Genomic DNA, 20,281 nt, shown 5'->3' with positions numbered 1-20,281 from the left:
GAGGACTAAACGCGAAAAGGGGCTAGGCCTCGTCTTCTTCCAGCATGTCCGGGGTCACCGCGGATTCGGTGTCCGGGATGCCTTGTTCCTTCGCCTTTTTGTCGGCCATCGCGAGCAGGCGGCGGATCCGGCCGGCGACGGCGTCCTTGGTCATCTGCGGGTCGGACAGCTGGCCCAGCTCTTCGAGCGAGGCCTGCCGGTTCGACAGCCGCAGTTTGCCCGCGGCGAGCAGGTGGTCCGGGGCGGACTCGCCGAGGATGTCCAGCGCCCGCTCCACCCGGGCCGCCGCCGCGACGGCCGCGCGGGCCGAGCGCCGCAGGTTGGCGTCGTCGAAGTTCGCGAGCCTGTTCGCAGTGGCGCGCACCTCGCGGCGCATCCGCCGTTCTTCCCAGGCGAGCACGCTCGTGTGCGCGCCGAGGCGGGTCAGCAGGGCACCGATGGCGTCACCGTCGCGCACCACGACCCGGTCCGCGCCGCGGACCTCGCGCGACTTGGCCTGGATGCCCATCCGCCGGGCCGCTCCGACGAGCGCCAGCGCGGCCTCGGGGCCGGGGCAGGTGACTTCGAGTGACGACGAGCGGCCGGGTTCGGTGAGCGAACCGTGCGCCAGGAACGCGCCACGCCACGCGGCTTCCGCGTCGGCGACGCCGCCGGACACGACGGCGGCGGGCAGCCCGCGCACCGGGCGGCCGCGCTGGTCGATCAGGCCGGTCTGCCGGGCGAGGCCCTCACCGTCCTTGACCACCCGGACGACGTACCGCGTCCCCTTGCGCAGCCCGCTGGAGGAAATGACGTGGACGTCGGACTGGTGTCCGTACAGTTCGTGGATCTCCTTGCGCAGCCGCCTCGCCACCGATCCGGTGTCGAGTTCGGCCTCCACCACGACACGGCCGGCCACGATGTGCAGCCCGCCCGCGAATCGCAGCATCGACGCGACCTCCGCGCGGCGCGGGCCGATCTTGGTGATCTCAAGCCGGCTCAGCTCGTCCTTCACGGCGGCGGTCATCGCCATCGCTGCCCCTCCATACCTTCAGCTCCTCCCCCGGTGAGACCGAGAGCGTCCCGCATACAGCTCGCGAGCGCATCAGGATCATGCCGCCCCGTCACGACCGGGTCAGCCACCGCCCCCAGCAACGCCCGCGCGCCGAGTTTTCCGGCCGCCTCCCGCAAGCGGGCTGGTGAGGGCACCGAGTCCCGATCCGCGATGACCGCGTCCACCCGCAATTCCGGGGCGTGTTCGAAGAGTACGTCCAAATGCTTCTCCGGGGAGAATCCCGCAGTCTCCCCCGGTTGGGGGATCAGGTTGAGGATGACCACCTTCGTGGCGTCCGTTCGGAGCAACGCGTCGTGCAGATCCGGTACCAGCAGATGCGGCAGCACACTGGTGAACCACGACCCCGGGCCGAGGAACACCACGTCCGCGCGGAGCACGGCCTCGATCGCTTCAGGACACCCGCGCGGCGGCCTGTCGGCCTGTCCTGTCGGGTGCAGGCTGATCCGGTGCACCTGCCCCGGTGTCGTCGCCACCGCCACCTGACCGCGAATCCGCCGGAGTGCCTCGGGGTTCTCGGCGTCCAGACCCGAAACCTCACCCTGGATTTCCAGCGGTTCGGGTGACATCGGCAGGACCCGGCCGGAGATGCCCATCAGCCTGCTCGCCTCGTCGAGCGCGGCGACCGGGTCGCCGAGCACCTCGAACAGCCCGGCCAGCAACAGGTTCCCGACGGCGTGCCCGGCGAGCGCGCCGTCACCGCCGAAGCGGTGCTGGAACACCTCCGCCCACAGGGTTCCGCCGTCTTCGGCGGCGAACGCCGCGAAGGCCTGCCGCAGGTCACCCGGCGGCAACAACCCGAGTTCCCGGCGCAGCCTGCCGGACGAGCCCCCGTCGTCGGCGACGGTGACCACGGCCGTGACCTGCGAGGTCACCCGGCGCAACGCGGTGAGGGTGGCGTGCAGGCCATGCCCGCCCCCCAGTGCCACCGCACGCGGCTCGCTACTCGCGGCCAAGGTCGCGGTGCACCACCTTCACGGCCATCCCGTCCTCATTGGACAGACGCTGGGCGAGTTCCTCGGAAATGGCGACGCTGCGGTGCTTCCCGCCCGTGCAGCCGACGGCCAGCGTCAGGTACCGCTTGCCCTCGCGCTTGTAGCCCGCGCCGATCAGGCGCAGCAGCTGGTGGTAGCGGTCGAGGAACTCGTCCGCGCCTTCCTGGCTGAGCACGTAGTTGCGGACCTCGCCCTCCAGGCCGGTGTGCTCGCGCAGTTCCGGGATCCAGAACGGGTTCGGCAGGAACCGGACGTCCATCACCAGGTCGGCGTCCATCGGCAGGCCGTACTTGTAGCCGAACGACAGGACCGTGACCCGCGTCTGGGTGCCGGCCTCGGAACCGAAGGCGTCCTCGATCTTGGCGCGCAGGTCGTGCACCGAAAGCGACGACGTGTCGAGCACGAGGTCGGCCTCTTCCCGCAGCGGCTCCAGCAGCGTGCGCTCGGCGGTGATGCCGTCGGCGAGCCTGCCGTCGCCCTGCATCGGGTGCCCGCGGCGGACGGCCTCGAACCGGCGCACCAGCACCGCGTCGGTCGCCTCCAGGAACAGGACGCGCGGCTTGTAGCCACGGGCGTCGAGGTCCTTGATGACCGACGCCAGGTCGTCGGTGAACGCGCGCGAGCGCACGTCCATCACCACGGCGACCTTGGTGATCGCGCCCCGCGCCTGCGCGCCGAGCTCGACCATGGTGGCGATCAGCTCGGGCGGCAAGTTGTCCACCACGAACCAGCCCAGATCCTCCAGGCATTTCGCGGCGGTACTGCGGCCCGCGCCGGACAAGCCGGAAACGACCGCGACCTCCATTCCGGATCCGCGGCCTTCTTCTTGCGCACTCACGATGGTCCTTTCCCCGATCACGTACTACCAGACTCCCCCGCCGCCGCGGACTCCCCTGCGAGTGCCGCGACGACCGCTTCAGCGGTGCGCCTGCCGAAGCCGGGCACCGCCTCGATCTCCTCGAGTCTTGCTTCGCGGAGTTTCTTCACCGAGCCGAAATGCTTGATCAGCGCGGTACGACGAGCTTGCCCCAGTCCCGGCACACCGTCCAATGCGGACACCTGCATCCGCTTGGACCGCTTCTCCCGGTGGTACCGGATGGCGAAGCGGTGTGCCTCGTCGCGCAGCCGCTGCAGCAGGTACAGCGCGTCGGAGGTGCGCGGCAGGATCACCGGATCGGGGTCGCCCGGCAGCCACACCTCTTCCAGGCGCTTCGCCAAGCCGACCACGGCGACGTCGGTGATGCCCAGCTCTGAAAGGACGTCCGCGGCCGCGGTGGCCTGCGGGCCCGCGCCGTCGACGACGAGCAGGTTCGGCGCGTAGGCGAACTTGCGCGGCTTGCCGGTCTCCGGGTCGATGCCCGGGCGGTCCGGATCGACCTCGACGCCCTCGGCGTTTTCCTTGAGGTACCGGGAAAAACGGCGGCGGACGACCTCGGCGATCGACGCGACGTCGCCTTCCTCCGCGGCCTCGCGCAACGCGAAACGCCGGTACTCGGACTTGCGCGGGATCCCGTCTTCGAACACCACGAGCGACGCCACCACGTCACTGCCCTGGATATGGCTGATGTCGACGCATTCGATGCGCAGCGGCGCGGTTTCCAGTGCCAGGTAGTCCTGCAGTTCCGCCAGCGCGGCCGAGCGGGCCGTGAGGTCGCCGGCGCGGCGCAGTTTGTGCTGGGTGAACGCCTCGCCTGCGTTACGCGTCACCGTCTCCGCGAGCGCGCGTTTGTCGCCGCGCTGCGGCACCCGCAGGCTCACCCTCGAACCGCGCAGCCCGGAAAGCCATTCGCCGACTGCTTCCGCGTCGGCGGGCAGTTCGGGGACGAGCACCTCGCGTGGCACCGGCGACCCGAGGTCGGGGTCGTCCGCGCGTTCGGCCTCTTCGCCGTAGAACTGCGTGAGGAAGTGGTCGACGAGGTCCTTGACGTCCATCTCCTCGGCCTTGTCGATCACCCAGCCGCGCTGGCCGCGGACCCGGCCGCCGCGCACGTGGAAGACCTGGACAGCGGCCTCGAGTTCGTCGTGGGCGAAGGCGACGACGTCGGCGTCCGTCCCGTCGCCGAGCACCACCGCCTGCTTCTCCATCGCCCGCCGGAGTGCGCCGAGGTCGTCACGCAGCCGGGCGGCGCGCTCGAATTCGAGCTCTTCGGACGCGGCCGCCATTTCCTGTTCCAGGCGGCGGATCAGCGCGTCGGTGCGGCCGGCGAGGAAGTCACAGAAGTCTTCGACGATGCCCCGGTGCTCGTCGGCGGAGACCTTGCCGACGCACGGCGCGGAGCATTTGCCGATGTAGCCGAGCAGGCAAGGCCTGCCGATCTGGCCGTGCCGCTTGAAGACGCCCGCCGAGCAGGTGCGCGCCGGGAACACCCGGAGCAGCAGGTCGAGCGTGTCGCGGATGGCCCAAGCGTGCGCATACGGCCCGAAGTACCGCACGCCCTTCCTCCGCGCGCCGCGATAGACGTGCAGGCGCGGGAACTCCTCGTTCATCGTGACGGCGAGCATCGGATAGCTCTTGTCGTCGCGATAGCGGACGTTGAACCGCGGGTCGAACTCCTTGATCCAGTTGTACTCGAGCTGGAGCGCCTCGACCTCGGTGCCGACCACGGTCCACTCGACGCTCGCCGCCGTCGTCACCATCTGGCGCGTGCGCGGGTGCAAGCCGGTGATGTCGGCGAAGTAGGAGTTCAACCTGCTGCGGAGGCTTTTCGCCTTGCCGACATAGATGACCCTCTTCGTGGCGTCACGAAATTTGTACACGCCAGGGGCGTCCGGGATGCTCCCCGGCGAGGGACGGTAGGTGGTCGGGTCAGCCACGTCGTCAAGCCTATGGGGCACCACCGACAGTCTTACGAGCCCCCGCCCTAAGGCCGGGTCCGGTCAACCCTTCGAGTGGCCATTCCCACGATCCGGTCCGTATTTCACTACGTATACCGACCTAAGTCGGGTATTGGGCCGGAACCGACGTTCGTTGGTTCCTAGCGGGTGAACAGGGTGATTACTTTCCGTCTCAGTTCCACTTCACTCGGTTCTTCGTCAGATGACGCTCGAAAGGACTCCTGCACCGTGAGCCGTCTTCGCACGCTGGGCGCCGCCACCCTCGCCGCCGCAGCCCTCACCATGACCGCCGGCGTCGCCTCCGCCGGCACCCCGACCGGTGTCCAGCCCAACATCGTGGGCGGCGGCACCGCCCCCACCGTGAGCTGGGGTGCCCAGGTCTACGTCAACACCCCGGGCCGTCAGTGGGACGGCTTCAACTGCTCCGGCAGCGTCATCGCCCAGCGCTGGGTCCTGACCGCCAAGCACTGCCTCGACTCCGACGGCACCGGCATGCGGGTCCGCGTCGGCAGCAACCAGCTCCAGGGCGGCCGCGTGATCGCCGTCGACCGCAAGGTGTCCTCGCCCGCGGGCTCCGACATCTCGCTGCTGCACCTGGCCTCGGACGCCGGTGTCACGCCGATCGGCCTGGCCAGCTCGAACCCGTCGAGCGGGTCCACCAACCAGCTCTACGGCTGGGGCCGTGAGACCCCGACCGGCCCGCCCGCCTCGGCGCTGAAGGTGGCCAACGTCCGCGTCAGCGGCAGCTCCTCGGACGCCTACGGCGGCCCGGCCATCCAGAGCGTCGGCATCAACGGTTCGGCGTGGAAGGGCGACTCGGGCGGCCCCCAGGTCTCCAACGGCGTCCAGGTCGGTGTCGCTTCGACCGTGCAGAACCAGAGCGGCTCGAACACCCGCGGCACCAACAACTACGGCAGCGTCGCTTCGGCCCGCTCCTGGATCCGCACGACCGCCGGGGTCTGACCTCTTCCCCGGCGGGGCCCCTCCGAGACGCGACCCGTCTCGGAGGGGCCCCTTTCGCGTCGGCTTGTCGGTAGGGTGTGGGACGCTCGCGGGCATGCGGATCGCGACCTGGAACGTGAACTCGATCGGGCCCCGGCTGCCGAGGGTGCTGGACTGGCTCGGCTCGGCACAGCCGGACGTCCTGTGCCTGCAGGAACTCAAGAGCGGCACCGATGCCTTCCCCGTCGACGCCGTACGGGAGGCGGGCTACGAGACCGCCGCGTACGGCATCGGACGCTGGAACGGCGTGGCCATCCTGTCCCGCGTCGGCCTGGAAGACGTGACGCGCGGCCTGACCGGCGAACCCACCTTCGATGACAAGACCGACGCGCGGGCCATCGGCGCCACCTGCGGCGGGGTGCGGCTGTGGTCGGTGTACGTGCCGAACGGGCGCGACCTCGAGAACCCGCACTACGACTACAAACTCGCCTGGCTCTCGGCGCTGGAGGCGACCGTGCGGGAGGAGCAGGCGCGCGGCCTGCCGTTCGCGGTGCTCGGCGACTTCAACATCGCGCCCGCCGACGAGGATGTCTGGGACATCGGCGTGTTCGCCGAGTCGACGCACGTGACCGAGCCGGAGCGGAAGGCGCTCGCGGCGCTGCGCGATCTCGGGCTGTCCGACGTGTTCCCGCGGCCGCTGAAGTACGACCACCCGTTCACCTACTGGGACTACCGGGCCGGGAACTTCCCGAACAACAAGGGAATGCGGATCGACCTCGTGTACGCCGACTCCCGTGTCTCCGATGCGGTGACGGATTCCTATGTAGACCGTGACGCGCGGAAGGGCAAGGGGCCCTCGGATCACGCGCCGGTCGTGGTGGATCTTTCGCTTTAGGGGCTCGGTACCTGGCCTGCGGTCCGGCTCGCAAGTGCGATGAAGGGGCGGGATGGTACGGACTTGCGGACCCTGCGGGGTGCGTGGGTCGAGGTGGTCGTGAGTGGTAAGTGTCGTTAGAACGGCACTTACCACTCACGACCACCTCGACCGACGCCTGACCTGCTGTGCGACGGTCCCCCAACGCCATGAAAGGTCCTTTCCTGGCAAATTTCGCAAGGAAAGGACCTTTCATAGCACTGGAAAGAGCGCGAAGAGCGTCAGCCGTTCCAAGCCGCCTTGTGCAGCCGCCGCAGCGCCCGCACCGCGGCCACCGCGCGTTCCCGGTCCACCGCCTGCACGGCCATGACCGAGTAGTACTCGTCGTCCGGCAGCTCCAGCCGCGCCCACGAAGCCCCGTCCGGGAAGCTCACCGAAAGCACTTCGCTCCACGCGAACTTCTTGGTCATCAGCACGTTCCGGACCTCGATGCCGTCGGCGTCGGCCTTCACACGCGCGGTCGCGAACAGCATCGTGCCCGCGGCGAGCAGGACGCCGATGCCGATCATCGCCGCCTGGTCGGACGGCTGGAAGATCACACCGGTGTCCGAGCCGCGCAGCAGCACCGCGACGACCACGAACGTCGCCAGCAGGATCACCGCCAGCACCGAGCACATCACCAGCGCACGGCGGGGCCGCACCACCACGACCTCGGACTTTGTCATCACATCCGCCTCGACGCTCACACGAAGCCCCGCTCGGTCCACGGCTGACGCAGGTTCCGCAGCGCGTGCGCGGCGTCCAGCGCGGCGACGGTCGCTTCGTAGCCCTTGTCCTCGACGGAGCCGGGCAGACCGGACCGGTCGAGGGCCTGCTGTTCGGTGTCGCAGGTGAGCACGCCGTTGCCGACCGGGGTGCTCTCGTCGAGCGCGACCCTGGTCAGGCCCGCGGTGACCGCGTCGCAGACGTACTCGAAGTGCGGCGTCCCACCCCGGACGACCACACCCAGCGCGACGACGGCGTCGTGCGTGCGGGCCAGCGCCTGCGCGGCGACGGGCAGTTCGACGGCGCCCGCGACGCGCACGACCGTCGGCTCTTCCTCCAGGTCGGCCGCCTTGGCCGCCTCGAGGGCGCGTTCCAGCAGGGCACTCGTGATCTTCGTGTGCCAGCGCGTGGCCACGATCCCGAGGCGGATGTTCTTACAGTCGGACAGGTCGAGTTCGACGTCCGGACGGCCCTCGCCGCTCACCGCGTGCCACCTCCGTTGCCCTGGTCGACTTCGGCGCCGACCTGGTCGTAATGCTCCAGCTGGGACAGGTCGTGCCCCATCCGGTCCCGCTTGGTCTTGAGGTAGCGCAGGTTCTCCGGGTTCGGCGAGATCGGCAGCGACACCCGCCCGGTGACCCGCAGGCCGTAGCCCTCCAGGCCGACCCGCTTGGCCGGGTTGTTCGTCAGCAGCCGCATCGAGCGGACGCCGAGGTCGCACAGGATCTGCGCGCCGGTGCCGTAGTCCCGCGCGTCGGCGGGGACGCCGAGCTGCAGGTTCGCGTCGACGGTGTCCGCGCCGGCGTCCTGCAGCTGGTAGGCCTGCAGTTTGTGCAGCAGCCCGATGCCACGGCCCTCGTGACCGCGGATGTAGAGCACGACACCGCGGCCTTCCTTGGCCACCGCTTCGAGCGCCGCCTCCAGCTGCGGACCGCAGTCGCAGCGCAGTGAACCGAAGACGTCGCCGGTGAGGCATTCGGAGTGCACGCGGACCAGGATGTCCTCGCCGTCGGAGATCTCGCCGTAGACGAACGCGATGTGCTCGATGCCGTCGAGCAGGCTGTCGTAGCCGACCGCGCGGAACGTGCCCGCCGTCAGCGGGATGCGCGCCTCGGCGACCCGCTCGACCTGCTTCTCGGTGCGCCGCCGGTACGCGATCAGGTCGGCGATGGTGATCATCTTGAGGTCGTGGTCCGCGGCGAAGACCTCGAGCTCGTCGCGGCGGGCCATGTCGCCCTCGTCCTTCTGCGACACGATCTCGCAGAGCACGCCGGACGGCGAGAGTCCGGCGAGCCGGGCCAGGTCGACGGAGGCTTCGGTGTGCCCGGGGCGCCGCAGGACGCCACCCTGCTTGGCGCGCAGCGGGACCACATGGCCGGGACGCCGGAAGTCCGCCGCCGTGGACGCCGGGTCGGCGAGCAGCCGGACGGTGTGCGAGCGGTCGGCCGCGGAGATGCCGGTGGTGATGCCCGCGGCGGCGTCGACCGTGACGCTGTACGCGGTGCCGCGCTGGTCCTGGTTCGTGTGGTACATCGGCGGCAGGTCGAGCCTGTCCGCCTCGGCCTCGGTCAGCGCCACGCAGACGTACCCCGAGGTGTAGCGCACCATGAAGGCCATCAGTTCGGGCGTGGCCTTCTCCGCCGCGAAGATCAGGTCGCCTTCGTTCTCACGGTCCTCGTCGTCCACCACGACGACCGGACGGCCCGCCTTGATATCGGCGATCGCCGCCTCGATGAGCTCGGCGTTCACGGCCACCCCGCCTCCACAGGGGGTCAGATCAGCCGACCCCGGAATCGCACTCGTCTCAGTCACGCCCGCTCCTCCGTACCGCCATTGTCCCCCTGCGCGCGCAGGTGCGGCATGGCCAGCTTCTCGACGTACTTGGCGACCACGTCGACCTCGAGGTTCACCAGGTCGCCCGGGGTGTTCCGGCCCAGCGTGGTGAGTTCGAGAGTGGTCGGGATCAAGGCGACCGCGAACTCCTCGTCGGTCACCGAAGCGACCGTGAGGGAGACGCCGTCGACCGCGATCGACCCCTTCTCGACCACGTACCTGGCCAGTTTGCCCGGCAGGGCGAACGAGGTGAGCCCCTGCTCGTCCCGCTTGAGGAAGACGCCGGTGCCGTCGACATGGCCCTGCATGATGTGCCCGCCGAGCCTGCCGCCCGCCGGCGTCGCGCGTTCCAGGTTCACGACGTCGCCGACGTGTACCTTCGCGAGGCTGGAGCGCTGCAGGGTTTCGTGCACGACATCGACGGTAAACTCACCGCCCGCCACCGCGACCACGGTGAGGCACACGCCACTCACCGCGATGGAGTCGCCGTGACCGGCGTCGCTGGTCACCAGCGGCCCCCGTACGGTCAGCCGCGCGGCGCTGGGGACCTGCTCGACCGCGGTGACCTCGCCGAGTTCCTCGACAATGCCGGTGAACACTCCTGCTGCCCTCCTCCTGGGTCGCACCGTCGCTGGAACGGTGCTTGCCCCATCCAACACCCAACGGGGCCGTTTCCTTCTCCTGACCCGATAGGTGGATCAAGAGCCGGGATCAGCCGCGGGCGCGGGCCGCCTGCTCGCGCAGCGCCGCGACGGCCTTACCAGGATCTTCGGCGCCGTAGACGGCGGAACCGGCGACGAAGCAGTCCACGCCGGCCTCGGCGGCCCGCTCGATGGTGTCGGCGTTGATCCCGCCGTCGATCTCGACGACGAGCTTGAGGTGCCCGGTGTCGACCAGGCGCCGTGCGGTGCGCACCTTGTCGAGGACGCCCTCGATGAACGACTGGCCGCCGAAGCCGGGCTCGACCGACATCACCAGCAGCGTGTCGTAGTGCTTGAGGGTGTCGAGGTGGTCCTCGATCGGCGTGTTCGGCTTGATCGACAGACCGGCCTTCGCCCCGGCGGCGCGGAGGTTCTTCGCCAGCGCGACAGGGTCGTGCGCGGCCTCGACGTGCACGGTGACGTTGTAGGCGCCCGCCTCGGCGTACCCGATGGCCCATTTGTCGGGGTTCTCGATCATCAGGTGGCAGTCGATCGGCACGTCGGTGGCCTTGATCAGCGACTGCACCACGGGCAGCCCGAGGGTCAGGTTCGGCACGAAGTGCGCGTCCATGACGTCCACGTGGACCCAGTCGGCGCGCGTGTCGCCTTCCCCCGCGACGGCGCGGATCTCGTCGCCGAGCCGGGCGAAGTCCGCGGAAAGGATGCTGGGTGCGATCAAAGGTCGGTGAGCCACGCGCCCGAGTGTAGGAGGACGCCGCTAACGCCCGCTAACCGGCTGTGACCGGCGCCGGTGGTCTTGAGGATGACGCGAAATGGCACCGGAGTGGGAGGTGCGCGCACGCGGCGCCGAATAGCGTTCTCGTCATGGTCAACCCACTCACAACCCTGGTGCGGATCGGTAGTTACCGCAGCGTGCCCTTCGGTCTCCTCGGCATGGCGGCGACGGCGATCCCGTTCCCGATCGCACTGATCCCCGCCGTCCTCCTCCCCGGCGACGCGAGGGTGAAGCTCGTCTACGGGATGCTCGCGATGGGTGTCCTGGTCGGGCTGATCGGGTTGGCCGGGCCGATGCGGCGGGTCGGCATCTGGTTCTCCAACCAGATGCTGGGCACCCGGATCGCGCAGCCCCCGCCGCACACCAAGATCGCCTGGGCCGAACGCTGGCGTTCGGCGGCCTGGCTGCTCCTGCACGCCGGGCTCGGCTGGGTGCTCTTCGGGATCGGCTGCTTCCTGATGATCGGCTTCGCGTTCGCCGTGATCTGGCTGGGCGGCGGTGGCAGCCCCATCGAGTTCTTCGGCGAACGGGTCACGATCGAAGCCGGCGCCGCCGGGCTGTGGACGGTGCCGATCGCGCTGGTCACGCTCGTCGTCATCGCGTACGTCCTCGCCGGTTTCACCAAGCTCTTCCAGTACAGCGCGCTCTCGCTGCTGGGCCCGTCGGCCGCCGAACGCGTCGCCGCGGCCGAGGTCCGGGCGAACCACTTCGAGCAGCGCAACCGGCTGGCTCGCGAACTGCACGACTCCATCGGCCACACCCTGACGACGTCGACCATCCAGGCCGCCGCGGCCGCCGAACTGGTCGATTCCGAACCGCGGCTGGTGCGCCGGGCGCTGGGCACCATCGAGGAGTCGTCCCGGGCGGCGCTCGAAGACCTCGACCACGTACTCGGCCTGCTGCGGGAGGACCGGTCGTCCCGTGAACCCGAACGACGGCTCATCGAAGTCGGCACGCTGGCCGAGCGGGCGCGATCCGGTGGCGCGGTGATCGACTACGAACTGACCGGGCCCGCCGCCGAACTGCCCGCGACCCTTTCGCGGGAGGCGTACCGGATCGTCCAAGAAGGACTGACGAACGCGTTGCGGCACGCCCATCCCGGGCCGGTGACCGTCCGGGTCGCGGTGCTCGCCGACGCGCTGCGGATCGAGATCGTGAACCCGCTCGTGGAGCACGCGGCCGCGTCCGGCCGCGGCGGCAACGGCCTGCCGGGGCTCACCGAACGCGTCGAGGCGCTGCGCGGCGAGCTCATCGCGGGGCCCGCGATCGACGGGGAACCGCTGTGGCGGCTGGTGACCACGATCCCGCTACGGTCACGCTCATGACCCTGCGTGTCCTGATCGTCGACGACGAACCGCTGCTGCGCGCCGGCTTGCGCTCGCTGCTGGGCAACCAGCCCGACCTGACCGTGGTCGGCGAGGCGGGTGACGGCGGCGAGGTGGTCGACCTGGTGCGGCGGGCGACTCCCGACGTGGTCCTGATGGACGTCCGGATGCCGCGTGTCGACGGGATCGAGGCGACCCGGCGGGTGCTGGCCGAGATCCCCGAACCGCCGAAGGTCCTTGTGATCACGACGTTCGACAACGACGACTACGTCTACGACGCGCTGCTGGCCGGGGCGAGCGGATTCCTGCTCAAGCGGGCGCGCAAGGAGGAGTTCGCGCACGCCATCCGGACCATCGCCGCCGGGGAGACGCTGCTGTTCCCCGACGCCATCCGGCGGATGGTCACCGCGCGCCCGGCGCCGTCCGGCCTGGCGCCGCGGCCGTCGTCGCTGACGAAACGGGAGACCGAGGTGCTGCGGCTCATCGCCACCGGGATGTCCAATGTGGACATAGCGGCCGATCTGGTCATCAGTCTCGAAACCGTCAAAACCCATGTGGGCAACATTTTCGGCAAACTGGGCGCGGCCAACCGCAGTCAGGCGGTGGTGTTCGCTTACGAGAACGGCGTCGTCGCACCGGGTCACAGCCTGCGCTAGCGGACGGCCGTTGTTCCACTCGCGTTCATCCGGAAACCCCCGGCCGCACACATGCGCGGTGACTAATGGGATTGCCCCATTCCCCTGGTATCCCAAGGAGATTTTCGATGGCTTCGCTGTTCACAGGACGGCGCAAATGGCTCGCGGGCGGGGCGCTCGGCGTCACGCTGATCGCGCTGGCGCCCGCCGCTCTCGCCGCCGGCGACGACGCCCGCCTCGCGTCCGCGCAGGGTGACCGCACCCAGGACGTGCGCGCCGCGATCAAGGGCGGCCACGCCCGCAACGTCATCCTGTTCATCGGCGACGGCATGGGCCAGTCCGAGATCACCTCGGCGCGCAACTACGAGCGCGGCGCGGCCGGACGGCTCGCGATGGACGGCCTCCCGCTCACCGGCGACTACACGACGTACGCGGTCGAGAAGAACAACCCCTCGAAGCCCGACTACGTGACCGACTCGGCCGCCTCCGGCACCGGATGGGCCACCGGCGTGAAGACCTACAACGGCGCGATCTCCGTGGACCCGTACGGCAACGCCGTCCCGTCGATCCTCGAGATCGCCAAGCGTTCGGGCCTGCGCACCGGCGACGTCACCACGGCCGAGGTCCAGGACGCCACCCCCGCGGTGCTCGGCTCGCACGTCGTCAACCGCGACTGCAAGGGCCCCGACGAGACCAGCAAGAAGTGCGCGGCCAACGCCAAGGAGAACGGCGGCGCCGGGTCCATCGCCGAACAGCTGGTGCAGACCAAGCCGGACGTCCTGCTCGGCGGCGGCGCGAAGTACTTCGACCAGCAGGTGAAGGCCGGGAAGTTCGCCGGCAAGACCGTGCTGGAGCAGGCGAAGTCCGCCGGCTACCAGGTGGTGAACACCGCGGCCGACCTCGACGCGGCCAAGCCGGGCAAGCCGCTGCTCGGCCTGTTCGCCGCCGGCAACCTGCCGGTCAACTGGACCGGCCCGGCCGCGAAGCTGGGCGGCACCCCGCCGACCCGCTGCACGCCGAACCCCGCGCTGCCCAAGACGCAGCCGAAGCTGGCCGACCAGACCCGCAAGGCGCTCTCGCTGCTCGACGACCGCCGCAAGGACAAGGGTTTCTTCCTCCAGGTCGAGGGCGCGAGCATCGACAAGCAGGACCACGCCGCCGACCCGTGCGGCCAGATCGGTGAGACGATCGACCTCGACCAGGCCGTCGCGGCCGGGCTCGCGTTCGCGCGCAGCAACCCCGAAACCCTGGTGATCGTCACCGGCGACCACGGCCACACCAGCCAGATCATCGGCAACGGCACCGTCAGCCCCGGCCAGACCGCGACCCTGATCACCAACGAGGGCGCGAACATGACCATCAACTACGGCACCGGAATGCCCGGCTCGTCGCAGGACCACACCGGCACGCAGATCCGCGTCGCGGGCTACGGGCCGCAGGCGGCGAACGTCGTCGGCCTGACCAACCAGACCGACCTCTTCGACACCTTGAAGCGCGCGCTGCGTCTGCGCTGATCGGTTTCGGGAAGGTGGGGCAGGCCCCCGTCGAGGGGTGGGGGTCTGCCCCATGGCCGCTTTCCTGCGGCTTCCCTAGCTTTGCTTCATGCGAAAAACCTTGCCAGGCAAGAAGATCGTCGCGGTCGGCTCGCTGATCGCGCTGCTGGCCGCCACCACCGCCGCCCCGGCGCTCGCCGTGACCAAGCCGCACGACGAGGTCGACAAGGCACTGAGGACACTGGTACAGGACGGGGTCCCCGGCGCGCAGGCGACGGTGACGAGCGCGTCCGGGCGGGCGTGGTCGGAACGCGAAGGCGTGGGGAACCTCCGGACCGGGACACCGTTCCCGCGCGGCTCGAAGTTCCGCGCGGGAAGTGTCGCCAAGACCTTCGTCGCGGTCGTGGTGCTGCAGCTGGTCGCCGAAGGAAAGGTGCGGCTGGACACGCCGATCGACCGGTATCTGCCCGGCCTCGTGCGCGGGAACGGCAACGACGGTACCAAGATCACCGTCCGGCAGCTGCTCCAGCACACCAGCGGACTGCGAAACTACTCGCAAGACCTCGACATCGACGAGTGGCGGCATCGCGGCGCCGAGCCCGAAGAGCTGCTGGCGATCGGTCTGGCGGACCGGCCGCTGTTCGAACCCGGCAAGGGCTGGTCGTACTCCAATACCAACTACATCGTCGCGGGCATGCTCATCGAGAAGCTGACCAAGCACTCGGTCTCCGACGAGATCGATGCCAGGATCGTGAAACCGCTGGACCTGCGCAGCACCTATCTGCCGCCGCGCGGCGACGAACGACTGCCGTTCCCGCACGCCAGGGGCTACGCACCGGATCTCGCCGACTACACCGAACTGGACCCGTCGATAGCCTGGGCCTCCGGCGGGCTCGTGTCGACCGGCGAGGATCTGAACCGCTTCTTCGCCGCGCTCACCGAAGGCCGTCTCCTGGAGCGGCCGCAGCTGGCAGAGATGCAACGGACGGTGCCGGTGGATCTGGGTGTTCCGGGCGCGGAGTACGGACTCGGGATCGTCTCGGTCCCGTTGAGCTGCGGCGGAACGTACTGGGGCCACCGCGGGAGCATCCGCGGCTTCTCGACGCTGTCCGGAGCGATCCCGCACGGCAAGCAGGTGAACGTCGTGGTCAACCAGGATCCGTTGTCGGAAAAGGCATCGAAAGACCTGGTGACCGCCGTCGACACGGCGTTCTGCGCCCGCTAAGGCTTCGGGAGCGAGTCCAGCACGGAGGTCCAGGGGGCCTCCGTGCTGAGCCGTGTGGTGGTGACGCCCGCCGATTCGAGGGTGTCGAGATGCCGCCGCCACGCCGGATGGTGCACCCGCGTGTCCTGGATCTGGTAGCCCAGCGCGATCGTGATCCCCGGCGTGCCGAGGACGTCGCCGAGCAGGGTCAGCGCCTGGTTGTCGGCGATGCCCAGCGCCAGTTTCGCCACGGAGTTCGCGGACGCGGGCGCGAACAGGAACACCGAGGGATCCGGATGTGGCCGGGGTTCGCCCGGCAGCCGGGAGGTGCTGCGGACCGGCAGCCCGGTGCACGCTTCGAGGTCACCGAGCCCGCCGGTCTTCTCCAGCCAGCGGGCCGCGGTCGGGGTCAGCGTGATCGCGAGCTCCCAGCCACGGTCCGCGGCCGGTTTCGCGAGCTGCGCGGCGAACCGGGTGTCCAGTCCGCCGCACGAGCTCGCGACCAGGCCGAGGACCCTGCTCACCCGGCGGTTTCCGGCTTCCGCAGGACGGCGCAGAACATCGCGTCGGTGCCGTGGCGGTGCGGCCACAGCTGGACGTACGGGCCGTTGCCGAGCTGCGGGACGTCCGGGAAGAACGGCCGCGCGTCGACGATCTCGGCACCGGCGCGGCGCGCTGTCTCCCCCACGACGCCTTCGGTCTCGGCCAGATGCGGCGAGCAGACGACGTAGGTGACCACACCGCCGGGGCGGACCAGGTCCAGCGCCGCGGTGATCAGCTGGCCCTGCAGTTTCGTCAGGTCCGAGATGTCGCTGGGCTGACGGCGCCAGCGCGCCTCGGGGCGGCGGCGCAGCGAGCCGAGACCACTGCACGGCGCGTCGACCAGGACCCGGTCGTAGCCCGGTTCGAGGTCGGTCTCGCGGCCGTCGGCGACGTGGATGGTCACCGGAAGCCCCTGGACGGCGTTCTCGATCAGCTTCGCGCGGTGCGGCGCCTTCTCGACGGCGTCCACGGTCGCGCCGCTGATCGACGCCAGCGCGCCCAGCAGCGCGGCCTTGCCACCCGGGCCGGCGCACAGGTCGAGCCAGCGCTCGTCGGAGCCGGTGAGCGGGACCTTCGTGACGGCGACGGCGCACAGCTGGCTGCCCTCGTCCTGGACCGCGGCCAGCTTTTCCTTGATCGGCTCGATGTCGCCGGGGTCACCGGAGCCCGAGGGCATCCGGACGCCGTAGGGCGAGTACGGGGCGACGTCGCCGCCGGTGATGGCGGCCAGCTCGTCGGCGCTGATCTCGCCGGGCCGGGCGACCAGGTGCACGTCGGGACGGTCGTCGTCGGCCTCCAGGGCCGCCTTCAGCTCGGCTCCCTTGTCCCCCAGCGCTTCCGCGAACGAACGCGCGACCCAGCGCGGGTGCGCCGTCCGCAGCGCGTAGGCGCCGATCGGGTCGGCGGCCTCGTCCGGGGCCAGCTCGTTCAGCCAGGTGTCTTCGTCCTTTTCGGACACTGAGCGCAGCACCGCGTTCACGAAACCCGCGATCCAGGAACCGACTTCGGCGCGGACGAGGTCCACAGTGGCCCCGACGGCGGCGTGCTGGGGAATGCGGGTGCGCAGCAGCTGGTACGCGCCGAGGCGGAGGCCGTCCAGCACGATGGCGTCGACCTTCTCCAGCGGGCGGTCCAGGCAGGCCGCGATGACGGCGTCCAGCATGCCGACCGCGCGGCAGGTCCCGTAGGTCAGTTCGGTGGCCAGCGCCGCGTCACGACCGGAGATCCGGCGGTTGCGCAGCAGTTGCGGCAGCACCAGGTTCGCGTACGCGTCATCTTCCCGGACGGCGCGCAGGACGTCGAAGGCGACCTGCCGGGCCGGGTCGATCTGCGGCGGGCGGCTGGGCCCTTCCCTGCGCGGGCCCGGACGGCCTCGCTCCGGCCTCGACGGCCGGCGTTCCCTACGCTCGTTCACTGCAGGCGCTCTCCTTGTTCGATCCTCGTACCGCGCGCCCAGTCGGTGGCCGCCATCCGCTTCTTCCCCTGCGCCTGCACTTCGCCCAGCCGCACCGGTTTCGACGCCGTGCCGACCAGGACCCGCTTGCGTTCCACGACCAGTTCGCCGGGCGGGGGGCCCGGCTCGTCGACGACCGTCACCGGGCTGAGCTTCAGCCGCTCGCCCCGGAACTCCGCCCACGCGCCCGGTTCCGGGCTGACCGCGCGGATCTGCCTGTCGACCGCGGCGGCCGGGTCGGCGAACGACACCCGCGCGTCCTCGACGGTCACCTTGGGCGCGTAGCTCACGCCGTCACCGGTCTGCCCGACCGCGCGCAGCGTGCCGTCGGCGATCCCGTCCATCGTGGACACGAGCAGCTTCGCCCCCGACTCCGAGAGCCTGCCGAGCAGTTCCCCGGCGGTGTCGCTGTCGGCGATCTGCTCGGTGATCACGCCGTAGACCGGGCCCGCGTCGAGTTCCTTGACGATCCGGAACGTCGAGGCGCCGGTGATCTCGTCCCCGGCGCGGATCGCGGCCTGGACCGGCGCGGCGCCACGCCACGCGGGCAGCAGCGAGAAGTGCAGGTTGACCCAGCCGTGCACCGGGATGTCCAGCGCGGCCTGGGGCAGCAACGCCCCGTACGCGACCACCGGGCACGCGTCCGGGGCGATCTCCGCGAGCCGGGCGAGGAACGCGGGGTCGCTCGCCTTCGGCGGGGTCAGCACCTCGATCCCGTGCTCGTCGGCCAGCGCGCCGATCGGGGACCGGACGACCCGGCGGCCACGGCCTGCCTGCGCGTCCGGGCGGGTCACGACGGCGACGACCTCGTGCTGCTCGGACGCGAGGAGCGCGCGCAGCGACGGGACGGCCGGTTCGGGGGTGCCGGCGAAGACAAGGCGCATCAACGCACCTCCACCGAGGGGACGGGTACCTCTGACTGGGCGAACATCGCCGATCAGTCTAGAAGGGCCCCGGTGTCCCGGCGCGCTCGCTATCCCTGTCCTCTCCGGCGAGCGCTATGAAAGGTCCTTTCCTTGCGAATTTCGCAAGGAAAGGACCTTTCATAGCGCGCCTGGGCGAGCTATCCGCGAGGCCAGGGCAGGACCACGGCCGCCGAGCCGCCGCCACGGCGCGTGGGTTCGGCCGCGGCGAGCCACCGGCCGTCCCGCAGCCGTTCGACACCGGTCGCGGCCCCGATCTCGGCGGGCGCAGTCGAGAAGCCCTGCTGCTTGGCCTTCAGGATCGCGAGGACGTCGGTCTGGTCGAGGAACGCCTGCTCGACCTGCGCGGCCGCCGAGTTGCGCTGCGAGGCGCGCGGTTCGGCGATCGCGTCGACCAACTTCAGGCCGCGGTCGATGCGGCCGGTGAGGACCTGCAGCACCGTGGTGATGATCGACGCGCCACCCGGCGAACCGACGGCGAGGAACGGCTTGCCGCCCTCGAGCACGATGGTCGGCGCCATCGACGAACGCGGCCGCTTGGCCGGGCCCGGCAGGTTCGGGTCGGGCACGCCCGGCGTCACCGGGGTGAACGAGAAGTCGGTGAGTTCGTTGTTGAGCAGGAACCCGCGGCCCGGCACGACGATGCCGCTCCCGCCCTCCTGCTCGATGGTCAGCGTGTAGGCGACGACGTTGCCCCACCGGTCGGCGACCGTGAGGTGCGTGGTGTTCTCGCCCTCGTACGGCGTCGGCGCGGCGTTCGTCCCCGCCACGCACGGTGCCGGTTCGCGCGGGTCGGCGGGCGCGACCGGGCTCGTCCCGGCCTTCGCGGGGTCGATCAGGCACGCGCGGCTGTCGGCGAACTTCTGGCTGATCAGTTCCTTGGCCGGGACGTCGACGAAGGCCGGGTCGCCGATCCACCGGTTGCGGTCGGCGAAGGCGTACCGGGTCGACTCCAGGAGGTAGTGCAGGTAGTCGGCCTTCTCCAGCTTGGAGAGCTTCGTGTTCTCGAGGATGTTCAGCGCCTCGCCGACGGTCAGCCCGCCGGACGACGGCGCGGGCATGCCATAGACGTCGAGACCGCGGTACTCGGTCTTGGTCGGCTTCCGCTCGACGACGCGGTACTTGGCGAGGTCGGCCGCGGTCAGGTCGCCAGGGCGGACGTTCAGCGTCGACGCGGGGTCGACCGGCGGTTTCCGGACCGCGTCGACGACGTCCGCGCCTATCGGGCCGCGGTAGAGCACGTCGGTGCCCTTCGCGGCGAGTTGCGCGTACGTCCCGGCGAGGTCCGGGTTCTTGAACGTCGTGCCGACCGCCGGCGGCGCCCCGCCGGGCAGGTACAGCGAGCGGGTCGACGGGAACGCCGAGAAGCGGGCGGCGTTGTTCGAGATCTGGGTGTTGAAGGTCTGATCGACGGTGAAACCCTTGCGGGCGAGGTCTTCGGCGGGCTTGACCGCCTTCGCCAGCGACTTGGTCCCCCACTTGCGCAGCGCTTCCTGCCAGGTGGCGGGCGTGCCGGGCACGCCGACGCTCAGTCCGCTGGTGACGGCCTCGGCGAACGGGATCGCCTTGCCGTTCTCGACGAAGAGGTTCTCGTCCGCCGTCGACGGCGCGGTCTCGCGGCCGTCGAGAGTGTGGACCTTGCCGGAGCGCGCGTCGTAGTAGACGAAGAAGCCGCCACCGCCGACACCGGCGGAGAACGGGTCGGTGACCCCCAGCGCGGCGGCCGTCGCGACGGCCGCGTCGACGGCGTTACCGCCCTCACGCAGGATCTTCGTGCCGATCGCGGTCGCGTCGGAGTCGATGCTCGACACCGCGCCCAGGTAGCCGACGGCGACCGGGGACTTGGGCGGTGGTGCCGCCGCCGCGGTGCCGGGAGCGGCGGTGGCGACCAGTGCGGCGATCGCGGTGACTGCGGTGATGCGTCCCAGAGTGCTTCTGTGCGCGGCCATGGCGCGAGTCTGCCCCGCCTGTCC

General features: G+C 70.4%; 19 protein-coding genes. 6 read left to right on the top strand and 13 right to left on the bottom strand.

Annotation, left to right across the window (positions count from 1 at the left end):
• Positions 1-22: 22 nt before the first annotated feature.
• From whiA to uvrC, 4 genes are read right to left on the bottom strand one after another with little or no spacing between them, the layout of a single operon-like run.
• Entirely contained in the window at positions 23-1,012 is a 990-nt protein-coding gene (gene whiA, locus ACFOSH_RS06770) for a DNA-binding protein WhiA (protein ID WP_061980674.1), read from the bottom strand.
• Complete coding sequence (locus tag ACFOSH_RS06765; RefSeq protein WP_378237814.1) at positions 1,003-2,007, bottom strand: gluconeogenesis factor YvcK family protein; 1,005 nt, start codon at positions 2,005-2,007, stop codon at positions 1,003-1,005. Before ACFOSH_RS06765 ends, whiA begins: the two co-directional genes overlap by 10 nt.
• Positions 1,994-2,851 carry an RNase adapter RapZ gene (gene rapZ / locus ACFOSH_RS06760; protein ID WP_039915897.1) on the bottom strand — a complete coding sequence of 286 codons (858 nt, stop codon included), beginning with the start codon at positions 2,849-2,851 and terminating at the stop codon, positions 1,994-1,996. The genes ACFOSH_RS06765 and rapZ overlap by 14 nt, the downstream gene beginning before the upstream one ends.
• A 50-nt stretch (positions 2,852-2,901) precedes the next feature.
• Positions 2,902-4,860, bottom strand: coding sequence for an excinuclease ABC subunit UvrC (gene uvrC / locus ACFOSH_RS06755; RefSeq protein ID WP_378237813.1), 1,959 nt, complete (start codon positions 4,858-4,860; stop codon positions 2,902-2,904).
• 249 nt (positions 4,861-5,109) lie between these two features.
• Between uvrC and ACFOSH_RS06750 the strand changes: the two genes are divergently transcribed.
• Entirely contained in the window at positions 5,110-5,844 is a 735-nt protein-coding gene (locus ACFOSH_RS06750; RefSeq protein ID WP_378237812.1) for a S1 family peptidase, read from the top strand.
• 94 nt (positions 5,845-5,938) lie between these two features.
• On the top strand, positions 5,939-6,718 hold the full coding sequence (locus ACFOSH_RS06745; RefSeq protein WP_378237811.1) for an exodeoxyribonuclease III: 780 nt from the start codon (positions 5,939-5,941) through the stop codon (positions 6,716-6,718).
• 260 nt (positions 6,719-6,978) lie between these two features.
• On the opposite strand, the gene ACFOSH_RS06740 is transcribed toward ACFOSH_RS06745, so the two are convergent.
• The 5 genes from ACFOSH_RS06740 to rpe all read right to left on the bottom strand — a co-directional run bounded on the left by ACFOSH_RS06740 (position 6,979) and on the right by rpe (position 10,675).
• Complete coding sequence (locus tag ACFOSH_RS06740; RefSeq protein WP_378237810.1) at positions 6,979-7,422, bottom strand: PH domain-containing protein; 444 nt, start codon at positions 7,420-7,422, stop codon at positions 6,979-6,981.
• Between the two features lie 17 nt (positions 7,423-7,439).
• Positions 7,440-7,946, bottom strand: coding sequence for a 6,7-dimethyl-8-ribityllumazine synthase (ribH, locus tag ACFOSH_RS06735; protein WP_184902974.1), 507 nt, complete (start codon positions 7,944-7,946; stop codon positions 7,440-7,442).
• Entirely contained in the window at positions 7,943-9,217 is a 1,275-nt protein-coding gene (locus ACFOSH_RS06730; RefSeq protein WP_378237906.1) for a bifunctional 3,4-dihydroxy-2-butanone-4-phosphate synthase/GTP cyclohydrolase II, read from the bottom strand. Before ACFOSH_RS06730 ends, ribH begins: the two co-directional genes overlap by 4 nt.
• A gap of 53 nt (positions 9,218-9,270) precedes the next feature.
• Positions 9,271-9,894: a riboflavin synthase gene (locus tag ACFOSH_RS06725; protein WP_378237809.1), complete on the bottom strand. Its 624-nt coding sequence runs from the start codon at positions 9,892-9,894 to the stop codon at positions 9,271-9,273.
• 112 nt (positions 9,895-10,006) lie between these two features.
• On the bottom strand, positions 10,007-10,675 hold the full coding sequence (gene rpe, locus ACFOSH_RS06720) for a ribulose-phosphate 3-epimerase (protein WP_378237905.1): 669 nt from the start codon (positions 10,673-10,675) through the stop codon (positions 10,007-10,009).
• A 146-nt stretch (positions 10,676-10,821) separates the two neighbouring features.
• Between rpe and ACFOSH_RS06715 the strand changes: the two genes are divergently transcribed.
• The 4 genes from ACFOSH_RS06715 (at position 10,822) to ACFOSH_RS06700 (ending at position 15,410) form a co-directional block, all read left to right on the top strand.
• The gene (locus ACFOSH_RS06715; protein WP_378237808.1) at positions 10,822-12,057 is read left to right on the top strand and encodes a sensor histidine kinase; all 1,236 of its coding nucleotides are present in this window, start codon (positions 10,822-10,824) and stop codon (positions 12,055-12,057) included.
• Positions 12,054-12,713, top strand: a complete 660-nt coding sequence (locus tag ACFOSH_RS06710; RefSeq protein ID WP_378237807.1) for a response regulator — start codon at positions 12,054-12,056, stop codon at positions 12,711-12,713. Before ACFOSH_RS06715 ends, ACFOSH_RS06710 begins: the two co-directional genes overlap by 4 nt.
• Before the next feature lie 107 nt (positions 12,714-12,820).
• Positions 12,821-14,206, top strand: a complete 1,386-nt coding sequence (gene phoA, locus ACFOSH_RS06705) for an alkaline phosphatase (protein WP_378237806.1) — start codon at positions 12,821-12,823, stop codon at positions 14,204-14,206.
• 88 nt (positions 14,207-14,294) lie between these two features.
• Entirely contained in the window at positions 14,295-15,410 is a 1,116-nt protein-coding gene (locus ACFOSH_RS06700; protein ID WP_378237805.1) for a serine hydrolase domain-containing protein, read from the top strand.
• Here the strand turns inward: ACFOSH_RS06700 and ACFOSH_RS06695 are convergent.
• From ACFOSH_RS06695 to ggt, 4 genes are all read right to left on the bottom strand, one after another.
• Positions 15,407-15,913 (bottom strand): flavoprotein, encoded by a 507-nt coding sequence (locus ACFOSH_RS06695; RefSeq protein WP_378237803.1) that lies wholly within the window; start codon positions 15,911-15,913, stop codon positions 15,407-15,409. The genes ACFOSH_RS06700 and ACFOSH_RS06695 overlap by 4 nt on opposite strands.
• Complete coding sequence (locus ACFOSH_RS06690) at positions 15,910-17,346, bottom strand: RsmB/NOP family class I SAM-dependent RNA methyltransferase (protein ID WP_378237802.1); 1,437 nt, start codon at positions 17,344-17,346, stop codon at positions 15,910-15,912. Before ACFOSH_RS06690 ends, ACFOSH_RS06695 begins: the two co-directional genes overlap by 4 nt.
• Positions 17,343-18,269 carry a methionyl-tRNA formyltransferase gene (fmt, locus tag ACFOSH_RS06685; protein ID WP_378237801.1) on the bottom strand — a complete coding sequence of 309 codons (927 nt, stop codon included), beginning with the start codon at positions 18,267-18,269 and terminating at the stop codon, positions 17,343-17,345. The genes ACFOSH_RS06690 and fmt overlap by 4 nt, the downstream gene beginning before the upstream one ends.
• A 179-nt stretch (positions 18,270-18,448) precedes the next feature.
• Positions 18,449-20,257 carry a gamma-glutamyltransferase gene (gene ggt / locus ACFOSH_RS06680; RefSeq protein WP_378237800.1) on the bottom strand — a complete coding sequence of 603 codons (1,809 nt, stop codon included), beginning with the start codon at positions 20,255-20,257 and terminating at the stop codon, positions 18,449-18,451.
• Between the last annotated feature and the right edge of the window lie 24 nt (positions 20,258-20,281).

Source organism: Amycolatopsis speibonae (assembly GCF_042647925.1).
GTDB lineage: Bacteria > Actinomycetota > Actinomycetes > Mycobacteriales > Pseudonocardiaceae > Amycolatopsis > Amycolatopsis speibonae.
The sequence above is the reverse complement of the archived record's forward strand: the minus strand, read 5'-3'. Positions and strand labels throughout refer to the sequence as shown.

Excerpts from the sequence above, each read along its gene's own strand:
- whiA (WP_061980674.1), bottom strand. The coding sequence starts at position 1,012 with ATGGCGATGACCGCCGCCGTGAAGGACGAGCTGAGCCGGCTTGAGATC.
- fmt (WP_378237801.1), bottom strand. The coding sequence starts at position 18,269 with ATGCGCCTTGTCTTCGCCGGCACCCCCGAACCGGCCGTCCCGTCGCTG.
- ACFOSH_RS06715 (WP_378237808.1), top strand. The coding sequence starts at position 10,822 with ATGGTCAACCCACTCACAACCCTGGTGCGGATCGGTAGTTACCGCAGC.
- rapZ (WP_039915897.1), bottom strand. The coding sequence starts at position 2,851 with ATGGAGGTCGCGGTCGTTTCCGGCTTGTCCGGCGCGGGCCGCAGTACC.
- ACFOSH_RS06740 (WP_378237810.1), bottom strand. The coding sequence starts at position 7,422 with ATGACAAAGTCCGAGGTCGTGGTGGTGCGGCCCCGCCGTGCGCTGGTG.
- ACFOSH_RS06745 (WP_378237811.1), top strand. The coding sequence starts at position 5,939 with ATGCGGATCGCGACCTGGAACGTGAACTCGATCGGGCCCCGGCTGCCG.
- ACFOSH_RS06700 (WP_378237805.1), top strand. The coding sequence starts at position 14,295 with ATGCGAAAAACCTTGCCAGGCAAGAAGATCGTCGCGGTCGGCTCGCTG.
- ggt (WP_378237800.1), bottom strand. The coding sequence starts at position 20,257 with ATGGCCGCGCACAGAAGCACTCTGGGACGCATCACCGCAGTCACCGCG.
- ACFOSH_RS06710 (WP_378237807.1), top strand. The coding sequence starts at position 12,054 with ATGACCCTGCGTGTCCTGATCGTCGACGACGAACCGCTGCTGCGCGCC.
- phoA (WP_378237806.1), top strand. The coding sequence starts at position 12,821 with ATGGCTTCGCTGTTCACAGGACGGCGCAAATGGCTCGCGGGCGGGGCG.